Here is a 20,114-nt window from a genome sequence, read left to right as displayed (position 1 = left end):
GCCTCAGATTTCGAACTGCGTCATGCGCCACATGACAAAGGCACCGATGCAGATACTCAGCAGTCCGATGCCAAGCATGACGTTGCCTCGGGGATCACTGAAGAGCGGCGCGACGTATTGCGGTGCCATGGCGCTCAGGAGGGCCAGCATGAAGAAGGGAAGCGCGCCGATGATCAGCGCGCTGGCCTTTGCCTCGGAGGAGATCGCCCTGATCTTCAGGCGCATCTGCTGACGTTTTCGCAGGAGGTCCGCAAGACCCGCGAGCGCCTCGGCGAGACTGCCGCCCGTCTCCATCTGGATCGTGATGCTGATGGCGAGAAAGTCCATCTCGGGTCGACGCACGATCCGCGCGACGCCCCAGAGTGCGACATCCAGGCTTTCGCCCAGTTTGACCCGTTCTCCGATGCTTGCGAAGTAGGCACCGATCGGGTCGTCGAACTCCTTGCCCACGGTCTTGATACACTCGGAAACCGGAATACCCGAGCGGATGCCGCGGATGATCGTGTCCAGCGCATCGGGCAGTTGCCCCATGAAGCGCGCGGCCATCCGGTCGCCCTTCATCCGCACATAGGCATCCATCAGATACATCGTCACGAACATCGCGCCGATCAGGCAGACAATGAAATGATAGGGGAGCACGAACCAGGCGATCCCGGCGACGACAAACCCGAGAAAGACATTGAGCGCGAGATATCGCCCGATCGTGGCCTCGATTCCGCCGCGTACGAAATTCTCGCGCAGCCGCTGCGTGTTGAGGATCGGAATGAAGCCGGCAAGCATGTCCGAGAGCCGGACGGCCAGACCGGGGTTCTTGTCGGGGCGCTGAAGTTTGAGGCGGACCTCCTCCAGATCGAGCTTTCCGACAATGCGGCCACGGCTCACTCGCTTGAGCCGCGCCTTGTGCGCCCGATCCGATTTCATGACGGTGAGGATCACGCCGATCCCGAGCCCGAACACGATCACCGTCGCGACCGCAAAGAGCTGCAGGACCAGAACCGGATCGAGATCCCTCATGTCTGCATCGCCTCCATCAGGCGGTTGCCAAGACCGAAATACTCGGCCCGTTCCATAAAGTGCGGACGAAGGCCGGAGCATTCGAAGCGGCCCACGAGGTTCCCCTCCCTGTCCTCACTCTCGTAGTGGTAGCGGAAGAGGTCCTGGGTGGTGACGACATCGCCCTCCATCCCGGTGATCTCGGTGACGTAGGTGATGCGCCGCATCCCGTCGCGCATTCGGCTCACCTGGACAACAAGGTGAACGGCGCTCTGGATCTGCTCGCGCACGGCTTCCGCCGGAAGCTTGAAGCCTGACATTGCGACCATGTTCTCGAGACGGGTCAGTGCATCGCGGGGTGTGTTGGAGTGAATGGTACACATCGAGCCGTCATGGCCGGTGTTCATGGCCTGGAGCATGTCGATGGCTTCCTCGCCGCGGATCTCGCCGAGGATGATCCGGTCGGGGCGCATACGCAGGGCGTTCTTGAGGAGGTGACGCATGGTGATCTCGCCCTCCCCTTCCACATTGGGCGGGCGTGTCTCCAGACGGACGACATGCGGCTGCTGGAGTTGTAGTTCCGCGGCATCCTCGATGGTCAGCGTGCGCTCGCCATGGTCGATCAGCCGGCTCATGGCATTGAGCAGCGTCGTCTTGCCCGAGCCGGTTCCGCCGGAGATCAGGATATTGAGCCTCGCGCGTGCGGCGATCTTCAATACCGTGGCGAGATTGGTGGAAATGTTCCCCTGCCGCGCCATCGTGTCGAGCGTGATCTCCTTCTTGGAGAACTTCCGAATTGCGATGGTGGGACCGTCGATCGCCAACGGTGGAATGATGATATTCACACGACTGCCGTCGGCCAGTCGCGCATCGACCAGCGGTGTGGATTCGTCCACGCGCCGCCCCACATCGGTCACGATCCGGGTCGCCACGTGGATCACATGCGCGTCGTCGCGAAACTCGACATCCGTAAGCTCGAGCTTGCCCTTCCGCTCGACGTAGATCTGCTGGGGACCGTTCACCATGATGTCGGTCACCGCTTCATCTGCGAGAAGCGGCTCGAGCGGTCCGAGACCGATCATGTCGTCCACGATCAGGCGAACGAGGTTGCGCAGCTCGGTCGCGTTGAGCTGAATGCGCAGATCGACGATGATCTCCTCGACCACGCCAACGATCTGATTGCGGAGCTGCTCGGGAGCAAGCGTCGAGGCCACCGCGACATCGATCCGCTGCATGAGGATCGGCATTACCTGGCTCTTGACCTGAAGCTCGCGCCGGTGGCGGGTTCCGGCTCCCGCGTCGATCATGGGCGCAACCATAGTCGGGATCGGAGCGGCCTGCTCGAATTCCTCCGGTTCGTCGTCCCAGATATCCGCGTCACCGACGCTCTGAAGCTCTGTCACCAGGTCGCGCAGCAGCGTGCGTTGTTCGGCAATTCCGGGCGGGTTCGCCTGTTTCGAGAGAATTTCCTCGAGCGCATCGTTGGCAAAGCCCGCGAGCGCGGCAGGCGTGATCACTTCGAGCCTGGCCTGCGCAAGCATGTCATGCGCGCGTTCGGCAGCGGTTGCCTTCAATGCGGCAAGCGCGTCCGCCGGGTCACCGGAGGGGATATCGGGCTTGTCGTCCATCACGGATTACTTCTTTCCGAATGCGCGCTGGAGGAAGCCCTTCTTCCGGGCCTCTTCCGGAATTCCGGCGAGTTCGAGGCAGAGCTTGTGGAGATCCCCCACCATCCTGTGCTTGGGGTTGAGGGCGGCGAGCGGTTCGCCCCGGATGCTCGACTTCGCAAGGATCTTCTTCTCGACCGGGAACTGGCAACGCAAAGGCGATTCCAGGCCGTTCTCGAATTCCTTCACGGTAATGTCGGTGCCCGGCGCAATCTGGTTGGCGACCACATGGATCGTGGCCTGCGGGTTGCGCATCCCGAGCAGGGTTCGCAGACGGTTGGCGTCGCGCAGCGACTGAAGCGTGAGTTCGGTTACGATGACGAAATCATCGCATTTGCCCAGAAGTGTCGCCTCGCGCAGTGCGAAGTGGCGCGGCAGGTCGAGCACGGACATGTCGAAGTTGCCGTGCATCATCTGCGCAAGCGTCGCCATCTTGTCGTCCGACATGCGGACCTGATCGTCGAGTGCCTCTTCCGTCGCGAGGACGTGCAGGTTCTTTCCGACCTTGTTCATCGCATTCTGGAGGAAGACCTCGTCGACGCGCTTGGGGTCGTCAAAGGCTTCACGCAAACCGCGGGTCGGTTCCATGTCGAGGGCCAGCGCGATGCTGCCGGAATAGATGTCCATGTCGACGAGTGCCGTGCGCCGATTGAGCCTCTCCGACATGATCCAGGCCGTGTTGATCGCAATCGTCGTTGTGCCGACGCCGCCACGTGCACCGATGACGCCAACAAGCCGCCCTTTGATCCGTCCGCCGCTGTCAGGCTGCTCGAGACTGGCCAGAACCTCGCCGAGGGTGTCTGCCGTCACGGGTTTCACGAGGTAGTCCCGCACACCCGCGCGCATCACCTTCCGGAAATACTGCACGTCATTGACGGTGCCGAGCGCCACGACCATGGAGCCCATGCGCGCAATCTCGGTCAGGACCTTGCAGGCCTCCTCGATCTCCTCACCATCGATGTCGACGACAAGGAATTTCGGCAGGGGTGCAATGCCGAGCAGGCGAAGCGCGGTGTTCAATCCGCCCTTGCGGATGTTCGTCGTGCTCCACCCACGTTGCGCGGCGATCTGCGAGCCGATCTCCTGGACGGTATCGTCATTGTAGAAGACACCGAAGGGCTCCCGTTCCTCTTCGTGTTCCTCGAAAGGCGTGGATCCCTGATAGGCGCGTGCCGGTTCTGCCATGATCGAACTTCCCTATTTCGGCACTACGAGTTGCGTCGACTTGACCCTGCCGGTGCGGTACCGCTCTGCGGCCCGGATCTCGGCATCGGCCGCCGCGTTGTTGAGCCGCTCCGGATCGGTCAGATCGCGCGCTTCCGAGACCATCGAGGCACGGTTGCGCGCATTGGTGCATCCGAAATTGATCTCGTCGTCGTTCCAGTCGAGGCTGTCGGCGAAATCCATGCCGCTGCCGGGGCACAGGACGCGCACATAGCCGTAGCGCTGCACCTGGACGAGCGCGGCATCGGGCGCGGATTGCTCCAGCGAGAAGCCGGGCCTCTTTATGATCCGGATCCGTGCCGGGGTGCCGGAAACTGCCTTCCGTGCGGCCGACATGCGCCGCGCATCGAGCACGTCCGATCCGGTGGCCGGGACGTTCACAAGAATGTCGTCGGTCTCCCCGAGAAGGAGCGAGTTCAGGACATTCTTGACCTTCGTAGCCTCACCAGACGCGAGAGACGGGCTGCCTGGCTGGAAATAGAGGTCGACCTGCACCTCGGCAGGTTCGGCGCGGTAGGCAGGAACAAGGCGTTCGCCCTCGGCATGGGTGCAGGCCGCGAGCAGCGCGGTGCCAAACCCGACAAGGCCCAGCCTGAAGGATCGGAGGAGGAATGAGTTCTTCATCGTGGTTGTCCTCCGCCTCAATCGAACTCGAAACCCGAGGAGCCGTAGAGGCGCCTGCGTCCGAGCGAGTTCTGCACCTCGGTGACCTTGCGGCGATCACCCTGGAAGCGCCCGAGCAGGATCCGCTCGAAGTCGTTCGGTGGCACGTAGTTGTCCACCGGCGTGGCGACCCGGTTCGGCGTGGTGGGCTCGACGATGACCGGCGTGACAAGGATGACGAGCTCGGTCTGCCCCCGATTGTAGCCGGAGGATTTGAAGAGCGCGCCGAGAATTGGCAGCCGTCCGAGACCGGGCACGCGGCTTTCGTCCTGCGACGTGCTGTTCTGCATCAGGCCCGCGATGGCGAAGCTCTGGCCGCTGGCGAGATCCACGGTAGTCTCCGCACGCCGCGTCACGAGGGACGGATAGTCCACGTTTTCCGCGAAGCTCAGGTCGCTGACCTCGGTTTCGACCTTCAGGCTGATGCGCTGCTTGTCGAGTACGGTCGGGGTAAAGGAAAGGCCGATGCCGTAATCCTTAAAATAGATCGTCTCGTGGTCTTCGTCTTCATCCCAGACCGCGAAGGGATACTCGCCCCCAGCAAGGAAGTTGGCCGACTCGCCGGAGCGCGCGGTGAGGTTTGGCTCGGCGAGAATGGTGACCATGCCTTCTTCGGACAGCGCATTCAGGATCACGTCGAGTTGGAAGCCGCCACGATTGATGCTTGCGCCCGCGGAATATCCTCCGCCGGGCAGATCGCCGCCCGCAAAGCCCACTGTCACGCCGCCGCCGCCAAAATTCGCGGCCTGCCAGTTGATCCCGAGTTGCCGGTCTACCTCGCGGTTCACCTCAGCAATCCGGACCTGGAGGTTCACCTGGGTCGGTGTCGCAATGTTGAGCCGGTTCACGACCTGGGATTCGTCGTCGACGAACTGCGCGGCGATATTCATCACATCCGCGGCCTGTTCGGGCGACTGCACCGTCCCTGTCAGGACAAGCGACTGGTCGACGGTGGTTGCCGTCACCGATTGACCGGGAGCGACCCGCTTGATCCCGGTCGCTAGCGCGCCGGTATTGTGCGTCACCTTGATCACCGAGGACATGAGCACGTTGTCGGCCTCATCCACCGCGAAGAGCGTGGTCTCGCCCACCCCGACACCGGTAAGATAGAGGAGCCGCGGTGACTTCACCTCGATATCCGCCACATCGGGGTTAGCGACGAAGAGGCTGCTGAAAGGTTCATCGACGCGGATAAGCTGGCCCGTGCCAATCACGAGCGAGACCGAACGCTCCGTGGCGGGCTCGACGAGTTCGAAGGCAGCGGCGCTGTTTTCCAGCGGGACCGGCACCATGGCGCAGGTCAGGGCAATCGCGCTGGCACAGGCGGTCTTGGCTGCAATGCGCGTGAGGCGTTCTGCCATCATGCTACTCTTCTCCTGTGTCGGCGACATTCTCTGGGCCCGCTTCCGGCTGCGGGGCGCCGATCTCGACCGACCGGCTACTGCGACCGCGCACGATCTGGACGAGATCGATCTTGTTCATGTGCGGAATTGCGTCGAGTTCGTTGTCCTCGGCCGCATCGTCCATCAGGCGAGCCAGCAGCGAAGTCACATCCGTATCCAGGGTCAGCTCGCGTGGGCCGCCCGTGATCGAGACCGGTCGCGTTTTCTCGCCCGATGGATGGGTCTGCATGATCGGTCCGAGCAGATCGTCCATTTCACTGGGCGTGCCGCTTTCGGTCCCGCCGTCCTGAGCGGAGTTCAACACCAGCGACAGCCGGCCGAGCCGTGTGGAGAGCGAGATCATCTCAGCTTGGCGCGGGGTGACTTCAAGTGTGGCAGTGCTTGCGATGGGCGGCGGCAGCGGGATGCCGTTCTTGTCGAATTGCTGGCGGATGGCCTGAACGCGCTGATCAAGCGCGAGCACCCGGATATTGTGGATCAGCGTCTCGCTCGCGTGAATATCACGCTCGTGGTCCCCCTGCTCTGCCGTGACGGTATAGGTGAGGATAAGGTCGACATGGTCACCGGGGAGCACGAGGCCGCTGAGCCCCGCGACTTCGGTGATCTCGATCGAGATCGCCCGCATACCCTTGGGAAGCACGGCCGCAAGAAAACCGCGGTCTCCGGGATGAATGATGGAGGTGCGAGCGATCGGCACGCCCTCGGCAAGCGAATGCCGGGCAACGCCGCCTATGAGAAACTCGCGCCCTTCTTCATCGACAACGATCATCTCGTCGCTCACCTTGTCCGGGTCCATCTCGAACGTACGCAAGACGGACTCGGTCATGATCGTTCCGGCCGCGATTGGCGTGGAGGGCGTGAAGACCTCGACGAGTTCAGGGGCCTTGGGTTCCTCGACCACGGGAGCGGCGACCTGGGGCGCTGGCTCCGGTCCGCTCCGGGTGTAGAGAAAGGCTCCCGCACCCAGGGCGACGATCACGGCCGCAAGAAGGAGAATGAGAATACGCATCTCGCTACTGGCTTTCACTCGATCAACAGGCAGACCGAGATGTCTGCGCCTTGGCCCCTCACCTCCGAGGGCGGAGGGCACCTGGCGCGGACTCGCTCAGCCGGCCGCCGGTGGCAGGATCAGGCCGGCATGGCCTGACCTACCGTTGCTCCGGAGTACAGGGCGGGAAACCGTTGGTCTGGGGGAGGCGCAAAGCCTCCTCGGTCTGGTGTGACCGAACGGTGGACGATAGCTAGGACGGCCTCAGCCGTCGTCGTCTTCGTCGTCAGCCGTATTGGCTTCTTCCAGGTCGGTCGCGATCGTGTCGATCGTCGTGTTGAGCTGATCGCCCAGCGTGGTCACGGCGCCGATGATTGCCACGGAAATGAGTGCGGCGAGAAGGCCGTACTCGATCGCGGTGGCTCCTTCTTCGTCCTTCCAAAGGCGGGACGCGAAACGCAGCATTTTCATTTCTGATACTCCTGGTGCATGGAATAAAAAGCCGGTCATCCAAGTAAACGGAAAACTGGACACACTTCTGGGCTCACGTATTTCACCAGACAGACTCCAGTTCCGCAGTCGGATGGAAGCAATTAAGGCGGCGGGAGTTGAAGATAGGTTAAGGTCCCGAAGATATTTGCTTTTGCGGAGCCTTGCTCTCCCGGCGCTTGACCGAAAAGCCACGCCCCCCGGCCGCCGGAGCGAACTCGTCCTGCTCGATCGTGATGACCAGAGGCCTACCTGCCAGCTTCACGCGGCTGCGTTTCTTCGAGGCTGCACCGCGCACGACCAGAGGCATCTGCGAAGACGGGTCGGCCCGCAGGTTGGCCAGCGCGCGATCGAATCTCTCCCGGTAAACCTGCGCGCGCTCGGGCGTCGAGGAATGGTAGGTGCCCGCGGCCTTCGACCAGTCCCCTGACTGCGCGTAGAGCGAGCGGAGAAAGGCACCGGCCTGAACCGCGCCGGCCACCGGATCGAACATCTCGTCCAGATCGTCGAATCGCCGACCATGCCAATGATAATTCATCTGAAAACAGCCGATATCGACATTGGTTCGGCCCTCCTCGAGCGTTGCTTCGGCAAATTTCATTGCCTCTCGCCTGTCCTTGAACCAGCGGCCGTCCCCCGCCCTATTGACGGCCCAGGGCCAGGGCCGGACCTGGCCATTCACGGAGCGGCCCGTCTCGACAAGCGAGATCGCGTGCAGCACTTCCGGAGGAACGCCCGAAATCCGCGCACCGCGAATCGCCGCATCGATGCAGAGCGAAGACGCCTCTTCGGGAGAATCGGTGGCAGATGCCGGAGAATCGGTCAGGAGACAGAAAAGCAGCAGTATGCAGACAGCTTTCTTCATCGCCTCCACCGTTCGCGACTCGTGTTCCGAAGTTCCAGCGGTCTAAGACGCAATGGTTAGGCAGGTGTTACTGACAACCGCTACACAATCTCGTTCGGCGCCGAGATGGATTGTCCACCCCATGTGATGGCCTTTCCGAACCCGTATGGTTGAATCGTCGGAAATCTAAGGGCCGATAAATTAACCACAATCTGATTTTCCCAACCAAAACAGGGAAATAAGATGTCACTAAACTGACGTCTTTCTGAAATATAAGCTTCAATTCCACGCCCTATGGTGGCGCGCAGAGCACGGGGTCCGTCCAGGCCCCGTTTTCTGTGGAAATCGAAACGAATCCTGCACTCAAAGAGGAAATGATATGAAATCCGGCTTGTACGCTGGCGCGGCCTTTGCAGCGCTCCTCGTTGCCACTCCTTCCGCGTTCGCCCAGTCCCGCGACCAGGTCCAGATCGCCGGCTCTTCGACCGTGCTGCCCTACGCTTCGATCGTTGCGGAAGCTTTCGGTGAGAACTTCGACTTCCCGACCCCGGTGGTCGAATCCGGCGGCTCTTCGGCCGGCCTGAAGAAGTTCTGTGAAGGCGTCGGCGAGAACACGATCGACATCGCCAACTCCTCGCGCAAGATCCGCGAAGGCGAAATCGAAGCCTGTGCCGCTGCGGGTGTCACCGACATCATCGAAGTCCGCATTGGCTATGACGGCATCGTCTTCGCGTCCAAGACCGAAGGTCCGGACTACCAGGCATTCACGCCGACTCAGTGGTACAACGCCCTCGCTGCCGAACTTCCGGTCGATGGTGCCATGGTTGCCAACCCGAACACCAACTGGTCCGAAGTTGACGGCTCCCTCCCCGACTCCCCGATCCTGACCTTCATCCCGGGCACCAAGCACGGCACCCGTGAAGTCTTCGAAGAGAAGGTCATCCTCGCTGGCTGTGAAGAAAGCGGCGCGATGGAAGCGATCATGGAAATCAACGGCGGTGACGAAGACGCAGCCGAAGGCGCCTGCATGGCTGTCCGCACCGACGGTCTCTCCGTCGACATCGACGGCGACTACACCGAGACCCTGGCCCGCATCGAGTCCGATCCGAACGGTATCGGCGTGTTCGGCCTGTCCTTCTACGAGAACAACATGAACGTTCTCAAGGTCGCCACCATGGGCGGTGTCCAGCCTTCGACCGAAACCATCGCTTCGGGCGAGTATCCGGTTTCGCGTCCGCTCTACTTCTACGTGAAGAAGGCGCATATCGAAGTGATCCCGGGCCTGAAGGAATACGCTTCCTTCTTCGTGTCTGACGCGGTTGCCGGCCCGAATGGCCCGCTCGCTGCATACGGCCTCGTTTCCGATCCCGAACTGGCAGAAACCCAGGAAATGATCGCCAACGAAGAAACCATGTCCGATAGCGCTTCCTGATCGATCGATCTCGTTTTTTGGAGCGCCCCGGGGAGCGGGGCGCTCCGCTCTGTTTAGAATAATGAAATCCTTAGCGGTGGGGACATGTCAGGAACTCTGATCTTTACCATACTGTGCGCCCTTGCGGCCGTCGGCTACGTGGCCGGGCGGCAGAAGGCTGCATCCGCTTCCGGAGGCGACCCGACCATTCTCCATTCGCTCACCGGGTATCACGGCTGGGGCGTCGCTCTGGCGAGCTTCCTGGCCGGCGTTGCCATCTTTTGTGTTCTGAAGCTTCTGGCCACTTGGATCCCTTTTCTTGGCGGTTCGGTGCTGGTGAGCATCCTGGTGCCGTCCGGAGCCATCGCGGCGTTCGCCTATTCCTATCTGCAGATCGATGCCAAGTTCCGGGCACGGAACTATGTCGAGAAGATGATTCTCGGGCTTCTGATCACGGCCTCGTCCATCGCCATCCTGACGACGCTGGCCATCGTTCTTTCAATGGTCTCCGAGACGCTCCGGTTCTTCTCGCAGTATACTTGGCATGAGTTCTTCTTCGGACTGAACTGGGCGCCGAACTTTCGCGGCAACAGCGACCTCGGGATGCTTCCCCTCCTCTGGGGCACGCTCTATGTCAGCCTCATCGCCCTGGCCGTTGCCGTGCCGATCGGGCTCTTTTCCGCGATCTATCTCGTGGAATATGCAAGCCCCAGGGTCCGGTCCTTCGCGAAACCCGCCATCGAGATCCTTGCCGGCATTCCGACCATCGTCTACGGGCTCTTCGCGCTGATCACGGTCGGCCCGATCCTGCGCGACTATTTTGCCCAGCCCATGGGCCTCGGCCAGAGCAGTGCATCGGTCGCGACCGCGGGCATCGTCATGGGCATCATGCTGATCCCCTTCGTCTCCTCGCTGTCCGACGACATCATCAACGCCGTTCCCCGCGCCATGCGGGACGGGTCGCTGGGCCTGGGTGCGACCAAGTCCGAGACCATCAAGAAGGTCGTCATTCCGGCCGCACTTCCCGGCATCGTCGGTGCGATCCTCCTGGCCGCCTCGCGCGCCATCGGTGAGACGATGATCGTGGTTCTCGGCGCCGGTGCCGCGGCCCGCATGTCGCTGAACCCATTCGAGGCCATGACCACCGTCACGGTCAAGATCGTCAGCCAGCTTACCGGCGATACCGACTTCGCCTCGCCCGAGACCCTCGTGGCCTTCGCACTCGGGATCACCCTTTTCGTCTTCACGCTGGGGCTCAATGTCCTGGCCCTGTATATCGTTCGCCGCTACCGGGAGCAGTACGAATGACCGACGCGACCATGCAACCCTCCCCGAGCAGCGCCGGATCCTCGGGCATCTCGGATCTGACCAAGAAGCGATATGCCGCCGAAAAACGTTTCAAGGCCTATGGAATTGCTGCCGTAGCGATTGGCGTTCTCGCGCTTCTGATGCTCCTGACTTCGATCCTGTCCAAGGGTCTGCCCGCCTTCAGCCAGACCTTCCTGAAGGCCGACATCTATCTCGACGAGGCCGTTCTCGACCCGAGCGGATCGCGTGATCCTGCCGAGATCAGCAAGATCATGACGTTCAGCTACGATCCGCTGATCAAGAACTCGCTGCAGAACCTCGCGGACGATTTGAGCGCAGGTCCGGTCCCTGAAGCCACGTCGCAGCTTCTGGCCGAAATGGTCTCTGGCGCCGCGAATGCGACGCTCCGCGACTATGTCATGGCAAATCCGGACGAAATCGGTCAGACGGTGGAGTTCGAATTTCTGGCCAATGCTCGTATCGACCAGTATCTCAAGGGCAATGTGACCCGCGAGAGCGCCGAGGCCGACAGCCGCGTTTCACCGATCCAGCTCGATGTGGCCGACGAGCTTCTCGATCTCGGGATCATGACCAAGCGGTTCAACTGGGACTTCATCACCGCGCCCGATGCCTCCGAGAACCGGCCGGAAGCGGCGGGTATCGGCGTGGCACTGATCGGTTCGGCCTACATGATGCTGATCGTGCTCTGCCTGGCGCTGCCCATCGGTGTCGCCGCCTCGATCTACCTCGAGGAATTTGCGCCGAAGAACTGGATGACTGACGTGATCGAGGTGAACATCTCGAACCTTGCGGCCGTTCCTTCCATCGTTTTCGGCATCCTGGGTCTGGCGATCTTCATCAACTTCATGCACCTGCCCAACTCCGCGCCCATCGTGGGTGGCCTCGTGCTGACGCTGATGACGCTGCCGACGATCATTATCTCGACCCGCGCATCGCTCAAATCGGTGCCGCCGTCGATCAAGGAGGCCGCACTCGGGGTCGGGGCATCGAAGATGCAGGCCATCTTCCATCATGTTCTGCCCCTCGCCGCTCCAGGCATTCTCACAGGCACCATCATCGGTCTGGCCCAGGCGCTCGGCGAAACCGCGCCGCTCCTGCTCATCGGAATGGTTGCTTTCGTCCGCGACTACCCCGATGCTCTTCCCGGCGGCCTGATGGACCCCGCGACCGGTCTTCCGGTGCAGGTCTACAACTTCACCCAGCGAGCCGACCCGGCCTTTGTCGAGCGGGCTTCCGGCGCAATCATCGTGCTGCTCGCCTTCCTGGTCGTCATGAATGCGATCGCCATTTTCCTGCGCCAGCGCCTCGAGCGCACCTGGTAAGCCCTAGGAGACTGATTATGACCCTTGTGGAAGAAACCGCCCATATGTCTACGGATACATCTGCGCCTCTCAAACAGGGCAACGAGATGGATACAGCTCAGCGCTCGGCCAAGATCAAGGCAACGGACGTTTCCGTCTTCTACGGTGAGAAACAGGCGCTCTTCGATGTCTCGCTCGACCTCGGCGAGAACGAGGTCACGTCGTTCATCGGGCCCTCGGGTTGCGGCAAATCGACCTTCCTGCGCTGTCTCAACCGGATGAACGACACGATCCCGATCTGCCGCGTGAACGGCAAGATCGAACTCGATGGCGGCGACATCTACGATCCGAAGATCGACGTTGTCGAATTGCGCGCCCGTGTCGGCATGGTGTTCCAGAAACCGAACCCCTTCCCGAAGTCGATCTTCGACAATGTGGCCTATGGTCCGAAGATTCACGGCCTGACCCGGAACAAGTCCGAGCTGGAGGAACTGGTGACCAGTTCCCTGAAGAAGGCTGGACTGTGGAACGAGGTAAAGGATCGGCTAAACGAGCCGGGCACCGGCCTCTCGGGCGGTCAGCAGCAACGCCTTTGCATTGCGCGCGCCATTGCGACCAGGCCCGACGTGGTTCTGATGGATGAGCCCTGCTCGGCGCTCGATCCGATCGCCACGGCAATCGTGGAAGAACTGATCGACGAGCTGCGTTCGAACTACACAATCATCATCGTGACCCATTCGATGCAGCAGGCGGCGCGCGTCAGCCAGCGCACCGCCTTCTTCCATCTCGGCAAACTGATCGAGTTCGGCCGCACGGAAGATATCTTCTCGAACCCGAAGCAGCAGCAGACCGAGGATTACATCACCGGCAAGATCGGCTGATCGCGTTCCGCATATGAATGCCTGCCCGGGCCCGGTCCAGTCACCGGGCCCTTTGCGTTTGAGGACCTGAATCGACTTGAAATGGCCCGCCCAATGCGCAAGGTGCCCGGATTGACGGGCGGAGGCCCGATCAGACGATCAGCGAAAGAGCCTATGGGGGAGGAGATCATGGACCGTCGCGCATTTCTCACGACAACGGCTGCCGGAGCCGCAGGGGCCGCAAGCCTCGCTGCGCCCGCTATTGCGCAGGACCGCAAGGTGGCGAAGATGGTCACCCCCTGGCCCAAGAATTTTCCCGGGCTCGGGACGGGTGCGCAGCGTCTCGCCGACAGGATCACCAGCCTCTCCGAAGGCCGGATCGAAGTGCAACTCTTCGCCGCGGGCGAACTGGTTCCGGCGTTCGAGAGCTTCGACGCCGTTTCATCCGGTGCTGCGGAAATGTATCACGCACCGGACTACTACTGGCAAGGCAAGCACGCAGCATTCAATTTCTTCTCCGGCGTTCCGATGGGCCTCACCTGCCAGGAGCTCAACTCCTGGATCCGCTACGGTGGCGGACAGGAGCTCTGGGACGAACTCGCCGGCGAGTTCGGCGTCAAATGCGAGATGGTCGGGAACACCGGCGCGCAGATGGGGGGCTGGTTCCGCGAACCGGTGACATCGCTCGATGACATGAAGGGTCTCAAGATCCGCATGCCGGGCCTTGGCGGAGAAGTGATGCGCCAGATCGGCGCCAGCGCGGTATCGCTTCCGGGCGGCGAGATCTTTCCGGCGCTCCAGTCGGGTGCCATCGACGCGGTCGAATGGGTCGGTCCCTATAACGACCTCGCTTTCGGCTTCTACAAGGTGCTGAAGAACTACATGTATCCCGGCTGGCAGGAAGGTGGATCCGGCATTTCGCTGGGCATGAACCTCGCCTGGTGGGAAAGCCTTTCCGAAACCGAACAGCAACTCATCCGCACATGCTGCGCGGCCGAGCTCGACATCATGCTGTCCGAGTTCAACTTCCAGAATGCCATGGCGCTCAACACGCTTCTGACCGAACATGGGGTTCAGCTCCACGCATACCCCGGCGAAGTGCTTGCCGAACTTGCTGCGGCGTCCGAAGATGTGGTGGCGCAGGTCGGATCGGGCGACGAACTGGGCGAACGCGTCTACGCCAGCTTCTCGAACTTCCGCAAGCTGATCTCCGAATGGTCGAAACTCTCCGAGCAAGGCTATCTCGACGCGCGTTCTTCGAGCCTCCAGCTCTAGGTAAAGCGCCGCCGCCCGTGAGGACCATCGCGGCGGCGGCCTCCACTTGGGACAACACCCATGCATCGGATCTACCGCACCATCGACGCGTTCAGCGAGGCGCTTGGGCGCATTGTCGCCTGGTTCACGCTGCTCATGGTTCTGATCCAGTTCGTGACTGTCCTGATGCGCTATGTCTTCGCGGCACCCGGTTTCCTGGGCGTCTCCTCTCTGTGGTGGCAGGAGGCCGTGGTCTATCTGCACGGATCGCTCATCATGCTGGCGGCGAGTTACACCCTCCTGCATGATGGCCACGTCCGGCTCGATATCTTCTATGCCGATGCCTCAGAACGGGTGAAGGACTGGACCGACCTTCTGGGTTCCATCTTCTTCCTGTTGCCGGTCTGCTGGATCCTCTGGTGGTCGGCCGCGCCGAACGTGGCCCTTTCCTGGCGCAGCCTCGAGGGCTCCCCTGAAGCGTCCGGCATTCCCTACCGCTATCTGCTCAAATCCACGATCTTGGCCGCCGCTGTTCTGCTCGCGCTCCAAGGGCTTTCGACGGCGCTCAAGGCCGGTCTCCGCCTTGCCGGGCTACGGGTCAACGACCCGTATCGCGGCGAAGATCACTCTCATTGAGGCCGCCCCCGTGATGCAGTTCCTGATCGAGCATATCGATATTGTCATGTTCGCGGTCACCATCGCCATGCTGATCCGCGGCTACCCGGTCGCCTTTACCCTTGCAGGGGTCGGTCTCGGTTTCGCGCTGATCGGTGCCTGGCTCGAAGTGGGGTATTTCGCATCCGGGGATCTGTCATTCCTCAAGCCCTTCTACAGCCGCGTCTACGGCCTCATGGACGAGACCAACGAGGTGCTGGTCGCCGTGCCGCTCTTCATCTTCATGGGGGTCATGCTCGAGCGCAGCCAAGTGGCAGGAGAACTGCTCGAGACGATGGGCCGGCTCTTCGGCCGCCTCCCCGGCGGGCTCGGCTTTGCCGTGACATTCGTCGGCATGCTGCTTGCCGCCTCGACCGGGGTGGTCGGCGCGACCGTTGTCACCATGGGCATGATCTCCCTGCCCTCCATGCTCCGCTACAACTACGCCCCCTCGCTCGCCTGCGGGTCGATCGCCGCATCCGGCACGCTGGGCCAGATCATTCCGCCGTCGATCGTACTGATCATCCTGGGTGACGCGATCTCCAATGAATACACGGAGGCGCGCAGGAATGCCGGTGACTGGGCTCCGGACCCGGTCTCTGTCGGTGACATTTTCGCGGGTGCCATGGTGCCAGGGCTGATGCTGGTCGGTGCCTACCTGCTCTACCAGATCGCCATTGCGGTTTTCTTCCCGTCGAAGTCCCCGCCCATGGATGCGCGTGACGCAGACCCGGTGACGCCCAGGATGGTTCTACGCGTGCTGGTACCCCCCGTCTGCCTCATCGTGGCTGTGCTCGGTTCCATCCTCGCCGGTATCGCCACTCCGACCGAGGCGGCCTCCGTCGGCGCCGTAGGCTCGGTCCTTCTCGCCGGGGCGAGGCTCGAGCCGGGCCGGCCATGGCCACAGATCGCAGCCTTCTCCGGGATTGTTGCAGCGCTCATCCTGACCAGTGGCTTCGATCTGCGCGTGTCCCGCGATGTCATCGCGCCGGTCGACCGGATCGCGATCGGCGCGGCCATCATCGCCTGCCTGCTGATCGCCTGGGGAATCGCCTCCAGCCTCTGGCGCGCCTACCAGCGCACGGAACACGCCGGCGGTCCGTCCATGCTCTCTGAAGTCATGCGCTCCACCATGCGCGTGAGCAGCATGGTTTTCATCATTCTGATCGGCGCCCAACTCTTCAACCTCACCTTTCGCGGCCTCGGCGGTGACGAGACGGTCCGCGAGATTCTGGACGCGCTGCCCGGCGGCCCGTGGGGAGCGATCTTCGCCGTGATGCTGGTTATTTTCCTGCTCGGCTTCTTCCTCGACTTCCTCGAGATTGTCTTCGTCGTCGTGCCGATTACCGCACCAATCATCTTCTCATACTCGAATCCCGATGGTTCAGTCATGTTCCATCCGGTCTGGGTGGCGGTGATGATAGCGATGAACCTGCAAACGTCGTTCCTGACACCGCCCTTCGGGTTTGCCCTGTTTTACTTGCGTGGGGTCACTCCGCCTGAGATCCGGACCGTGGAAATCTATCGTGGAGTCATCCCCTTTGTATTCATGCAGCTGCTGATGCTGGCACTATTGGCGGCAGTCCCGGAACTCGCCACATGGTTGCCAACGCGGATCTTTGGCTGAGCCGCCACCACGCAACATGATCCGCGCTGGGCTCTTCGGGCGCAATTCTTGCTTTGTCGCGCAAGGTCATGTAGTTTTCATATAAACCTGCGGATGTTCCGCGGATTGCAGCTTGGCTGAAAACATGGCGCAGAACCTTGAAGGGCCTGCGCGGGAAGCGCCCGACTCGGTTAGATCCAACCGGTCGAGCGGCGCGCCCACGCGGCTGGCGTCGGATCTGTATGCGGCGCTCGATCTAGGCACGAACAGTTGCCGGATGCTGATTGCAACGCCCGACCGCGGACATTTCCGCGTTGTCGATGCATTTGCGAAATCGGTCCGGCTCGGTTCGGGCCTCGAAAGAACCGGATCTCTTTCTCGCGGCGGCATCCATCGCACGCTCGCGGCGCTTGGCGTATGCGCCGACAAGATCCGACGGCATGATGTGGACAACGTTCGCCTGGTGGCCACGGAGGCCTGCAGGCGTGCGAGAAACGGCAATCATTTCCTGAAACTTGCGGCACGGGAAACCGGTCTTAATCTTGAGCTGATCCGGCCGGAAGAAGAGGCGCGGCTCGCTGTCATCTCCTGCGCGCCCCTGGTGGACACCCACGCACGGCAGGTATTGGTCTTCGACATTGGCGGCGGATCAACCGAACTCGTCTGGATAGACCTGGGCGATGTCGAACCCGAATGCCGGGCGGATGCCATCGTCAATCTCAGGCTTGGCGGCCGCAACAAGTGCGGCAAGGGCGATGCCCGAATCGTCGATTTCATCTCGGTGCCACTGGGCGTCGCGACGCTTCACGAACGCTTCGCCGACGTCGTGGACGATGGCGCACGTTTCGCCCTCATGTCCTGCTATTTCGAAGAGCAGATCACAAGTTTCAAACCCTACTTGCGCAGTCTATCGGAGTCCGATGCCTCCGATTTCCAGATGATCGGCACCTCGGGAACGGTAACGACCGTGGGTGCGGCACATCTCGGGCTGCGGCGTTACGATCGACGCAAGGTTGACGGCATGACCCTGACGACACGGGCGGTCGAGGACGTGATATCCCGTTTTCTACGGCTCGGCCCGGAGGGGAGGCGCTGCGATATCGGGCTCGGCCGTGATCGCTCCGAACTCATCATGTCCGGCGTTGCGATCCTGCAAACCCTGCTCCGGGTCTGGCCGACCGATTCCATGCGCGTTGCCGATCGTGGATTGCGCGAGGGCATGCTCTTCGCGATGATGAGCGCCAATGGCTGCTTCTGCAAGGAGAAGACCCCGCAGTGACAACCTCTCGCCCCAAGGGCAGCTCTGGACGGGGAAGGCGCGATCTGAGGGTTCGCGTCAAGACCGCGAAGGGCCGAAAGCTCTCATCCACGCGGTGGCTCGAGCGCCAACTCAACGACCCTTACGTACAGAGTGCGAAAGCCGAAGGCTATCGCGGGCGTGCCGCCTACAAGATCCTCGAGATCGACGAGAAGTTCCACTTCCTCAAACCCGGCGCACGGGTCGTCGATCTGGGTTGCGCGCCTGGCGGGTGGAGCCAGGTGGCCGTCGCACGCACCAATGCGCTCGGCACCAGGCAGAACAAGCCGCAAGGACGTGTGATCGGCGTCGACCTGCAGGAGGTCGAACCGATTGAGGGCGCGGAGATTCACCTGCTCGACTTTCTCGACGAAGGCGCAGACGACCTGGTGCGCGAATGGCTCGGCGGCTCGGCAGATGTCGTGATTTCCGATATGGCGCCGAAAGCGTCAGGCCATCCGCCGACCGATCACCTGCGCATCATGGGGCTTTGCGAAGCCGCTGCAGAGTTTGCCATGGATGTGCTCGAACCGGGGGGCGTCTTTGTCGCGAAAGTGCTGGCGGGAGGTGCGGAAGCCGATCTCGTCGCCCGCCTCAACCGTGCATTCGCCAAGGTCTCCCACGTCAAGCCACCGGCAAGCCGGTCGGATTCGTCGGAGAAATTCGTTGTCGCAACCGGGTTCAGGGGAAAGCCCGACTGATCGTTTGCCCATGCCTGCAATACTGCCGAGGTTCATTCTTCTGCTTGTGCTGGTCGCCTGCCCCGCCATGGCGCAGGAACGGATCGTGCCGGAAGATCAGGCGCAGCTCACGTTTTCCTTCGCCCCGGTCGTGCAATCGACCGTTCCCGGTGTGGTCAATATCTTTGCCTCTCGCGTCGTTGCCCAGCGCGTGAGCCCGTTCGCCGATGATCCCTTCTTCTCGCAATTCTTCCGGAATCTCGACCGGGGCGTTCCCCGCGTCCAGAATTCCCTCGGATCGGGTGTGATCGTCAGCCCGGATGGCATCGTGGTATCGAACTATCATGTGGTGGGACGTGCGACGGAAATCCGCGTCGTGCTCTCGGATCGACGGGAATTCGAAGCTGAGATCCTCCTGGCCGACGAGAACGCCGATCTCGCCATCATCCGGCTTCTCGGAGCCGAAGATCTGCCGGCCCTTCCCTTTGCCGATTCGGACGCCGCGGAAGTGGGAGACCTTGTGCTGGCGATCGGCAATCCCTTCGGCGTGGGCCAGACCGTCTCCAGCGGCATTGTGTCGGGGCTCGCGCGCTCGGGCGGACGGCTTGCCGATCAAGCGGGCTACTACATTCAGACCGACGCCCCGATCAACCCCGGCAACTCCGGGGGTGCGCTCGTGGACATGTCCGGAGCCTTGCTCGGCATCAACACGTCGATCCTGACACGATCCGGCGGCTCCAATGGCATCGGGTTCGCCATTCCTTCGAATCTCGTGCAACAATATGTCGGTCAGGCCCGCGAGGGGCACGAGAGCTTTCGCAAACCCTGGGCCGGGATCGTGGTGCAGCAGGTGGAGGCCTCTCTTGCCGCGGCGCTTGGCCAGACATTACCGCAAGGCGTTGTCGTCGCGGATATTCACCCGGAAAGCGCCTTCGCCGAGGCCGGGATCACACTTGGGGATGTCATTCTTTCGGTGAACGGAATGCCGGTCAACGCGCCCGCCGAGCTGGATTTCCGTCTTGCCACGTTGGGGCCCGGCAGTCGTGCAGAACTCGTCTGGCTTCACGACGGCCAGAAGGTGGAAGGACGCATATCGCTTGCCGAGGCACCGGATGTTCCGCCGGCGTCCCCCATACGGCTCAACACCCAAAACGTCTTCGACGGGCTTACCGTGGCCACGATCAACCCGCGCCTGATCGAGGCAGAGGGGCTATCTCTCGATTCCGAGGGGGTGATCGTTCTCGATGTCTCTGGCATCGCGCGCAACAGCGGGCTGCGCCCTGGAGACGTCCTTGAGAGCGTGAACGGCGAAAGCCTCCGGACAAGTGCTGACGCCGAACGTGCCTTGCGCGGCGGCTCCCGCAACTGGGAATTGGCCCTGAAGAGAGACAATCGGATACTCAGAATCCGTCTCAGGGGCTGAAGCGGAACTATTTCCAGTCTGAGCCATT

General features: G+C 61.9%; 18 protein-coding genes. 10 read left to right on the top strand and 8 right to left on the bottom strand.

What is annotated here, in order from left to right; translation table 11 throughout:
* Window positions 1-3 precede the first annotated feature (3 nt).
* The 8 genes from ACP15W_RS06225 to ACP15W_RS06190 form a co-directional block, all read right to left on the bottom strand.
* A complete protein-coding gene (locus ACP15W_RS06225) occupies window positions 4-1,014 on the bottom strand; it encodes a type II secretion system F family protein (protein ID WP_424931986.1) in 1,011 nt (336 codons plus the stop codon).
* A complete protein-coding gene (locus ACP15W_RS06220; RefSeq protein WP_424931985.1) occupies window positions 1,011-2,621 on the bottom strand; it encodes a CpaF family protein in 1,611 nt (536 codons plus the stop codon). Before ACP15W_RS06220 ends, ACP15W_RS06225 begins: the two co-directional genes overlap by 4 nt.
* A gap of 6 nt (window positions 2,622-2,627) precedes the next feature.
* The gene (locus ACP15W_RS06215) at window positions 2,628-3,845 is read right to left on the bottom strand and encodes an AAA family ATPase (RefSeq protein WP_424931984.1); all 1,218 of its coding nucleotides are present in this window, start codon (window positions 3,843-3,845) and stop codon (window positions 2,628-2,630) included.
* Between the two features lie 12 nt (window positions 3,846-3,857).
* The gene (locus ACP15W_RS06210; RefSeq protein ID WP_424931983.1) at window positions 3,858-4,508 is read right to left on the bottom strand and encodes a CpaD family pilus assembly lipoprotein; all 651 of its coding nucleotides are present in this window, start codon (window positions 4,506-4,508) and stop codon (window positions 3,858-3,860) included.
* Between the two features lie 17 nt (window positions 4,509-4,525).
* Window positions 4,526-5,911, bottom strand: coding sequence for a type II and III secretion system protein family protein (locus ACP15W_RS06205; RefSeq protein WP_424931982.1), 1,386 nt, complete (start codon window positions 5,909-5,911; stop codon window positions 4,526-4,528).
* 1 nt (window position 5,912) lies between these two features.
* Window positions 5,913-6,959, bottom strand: coding sequence for a Flp pilus assembly protein CpaB (gene cpaB, locus ACP15W_RS06200; protein ID WP_424931981.1), 1,047 nt, complete (start codon window positions 6,957-6,959; stop codon window positions 5,913-5,915).
* A gap of 243 nt (window positions 6,960-7,202) precedes the next feature.
* Window positions 7,203-7,409, bottom strand: coding sequence for a Flp family type IVb pilin (locus ACP15W_RS06195; protein ID WP_424931980.1), 207 nt, complete (start codon window positions 7,407-7,409; stop codon window positions 7,203-7,205).
* Window positions 7,410-7,557: 148 nt separating this feature from the next.
* On the bottom strand, window positions 7,558-8,292 hold the full coding sequence (locus ACP15W_RS06190) for a lytic transglycosylase domain-containing protein (protein ID WP_424931979.1): 735 nt from the start codon (window positions 8,290-8,292) through the stop codon (window positions 7,558-7,560).
* A 358-nt stretch (window positions 8,293-8,650) separates the two neighbouring features.
* Between ACP15W_RS06190 and ACP15W_RS06185 the strand changes: the two genes are divergently transcribed.
* The 10 genes from ACP15W_RS06185 to ACP15W_RS06140 all read left to right on the top strand — a co-directional run bounded on the left by ACP15W_RS06185 (window position 8,651) and on the right by ACP15W_RS06140 (window position 20,086).
* A complete protein-coding gene (locus ACP15W_RS06185) occupies window positions 8,651-9,703 on the top strand; it encodes a PstS family phosphate ABC transporter substrate-binding protein (protein ID WP_424931978.1) in 1,053 nt (350 codons plus the stop codon).
* Window positions 9,704-9,787: 84 nt separating this feature from the next.
* Window positions 9,788-10,990 (top strand): phosphate ABC transporter permease subunit PstC, encoded by a 1,203-nt coding sequence (gene pstC / locus ACP15W_RS06180; RefSeq protein ID WP_424931977.1) that lies wholly within the window; start codon window positions 9,788-9,790, stop codon window positions 10,988-10,990.
* Window positions 10,987-12,333: a phosphate ABC transporter permease PstA gene (gene pstA, locus ACP15W_RS06175; RefSeq protein WP_424931976.1), complete on the top strand. Its 1,347-nt coding sequence runs from the start codon at window positions 10,987-10,989 to the stop codon at window positions 12,331-12,333. Before pstC ends, pstA begins: the two co-directional genes overlap by 4 nt.
* Before the next feature lie 86 nt (window positions 12,334-12,419).
* Window positions 12,420-13,193 carry a phosphate ABC transporter ATP-binding protein PstB gene (gene pstB / locus ACP15W_RS06170; RefSeq protein ID WP_424932288.1) on the top strand — a complete coding sequence of 258 codons (774 nt, stop codon included), beginning with the start codon at window positions 12,420-12,422 and terminating at the stop codon, window positions 13,191-13,193.
* A 168-nt stretch (window positions 13,194-13,361) separates the two neighbouring features.
* The gene (locus tag ACP15W_RS06165) at window positions 13,362-14,447 is read left to right on the top strand and encodes a TRAP transporter substrate-binding protein (RefSeq protein ID WP_424931975.1); all 1,086 of its coding nucleotides are present in this window, start codon (window positions 13,362-13,364) and stop codon (window positions 14,445-14,447) included.
* A 60-nt stretch (window positions 14,448-14,507) separates the two neighbouring features.
* The gene (locus tag ACP15W_RS06160; protein WP_424931974.1) at window positions 14,508-15,062 is read left to right on the top strand and encodes a TRAP transporter small permease subunit; all 555 of its coding nucleotides are present in this window, start codon (window positions 14,508-14,510) and stop codon (window positions 15,060-15,062) included.
* A 13-nt stretch (window positions 15,063-15,075) separates the two neighbouring features.
* A complete protein-coding gene (locus ACP15W_RS06155; protein WP_424932287.1) occupies window positions 15,076-16,707 on the top strand; it encodes a TRAP transporter large permease in 1,632 nt (543 codons plus the stop codon).
* A gap of 124 nt (window positions 16,708-16,831) precedes the next feature.
* A complete protein-coding gene (locus tag ACP15W_RS06150; protein ID WP_424932286.1) occupies window positions 16,832-17,965 on the top strand; it encodes a Ppx/GppA phosphatase family protein in 1,134 nt (377 codons plus the stop codon).
* Complete coding sequence (locus ACP15W_RS06145; RefSeq protein ID WP_424931973.1) at window positions 17,962-18,684, top strand: RlmE family RNA methyltransferase; 723 nt, start codon at window positions 17,962-17,964, stop codon at window positions 18,682-18,684. Before ACP15W_RS06150 ends, ACP15W_RS06145 begins: the two co-directional genes overlap by 4 nt.
* Window positions 18,685-18,694: 10 nt before the next feature.
* On the top strand, window positions 18,695-20,086 hold the full coding sequence (locus tag ACP15W_RS06140; RefSeq protein WP_424931972.1) for a trypsin-like peptidase domain-containing protein: 1,392 nt from the start codon (window positions 18,695-18,697) through the stop codon (window positions 20,084-20,086).
* Window positions 20,087-20,114: the final 28 nt, after the last annotated feature.

Origin of the sequence: Amaricoccus macauensis, from assembly GCF_049800915.1 — a bacterium.
Classification (GTDB): domain Bacteria; phylum Pseudomonadota; class Alphaproteobacteria; order Rhodobacterales; family Rhodobacteraceae; genus Amaricoccus; species Amaricoccus macauensis_A.
Note: the sequence above shows the minus strand (reverse complement) of the source record. Positions and strands in the feature narration are given on the sequence as shown.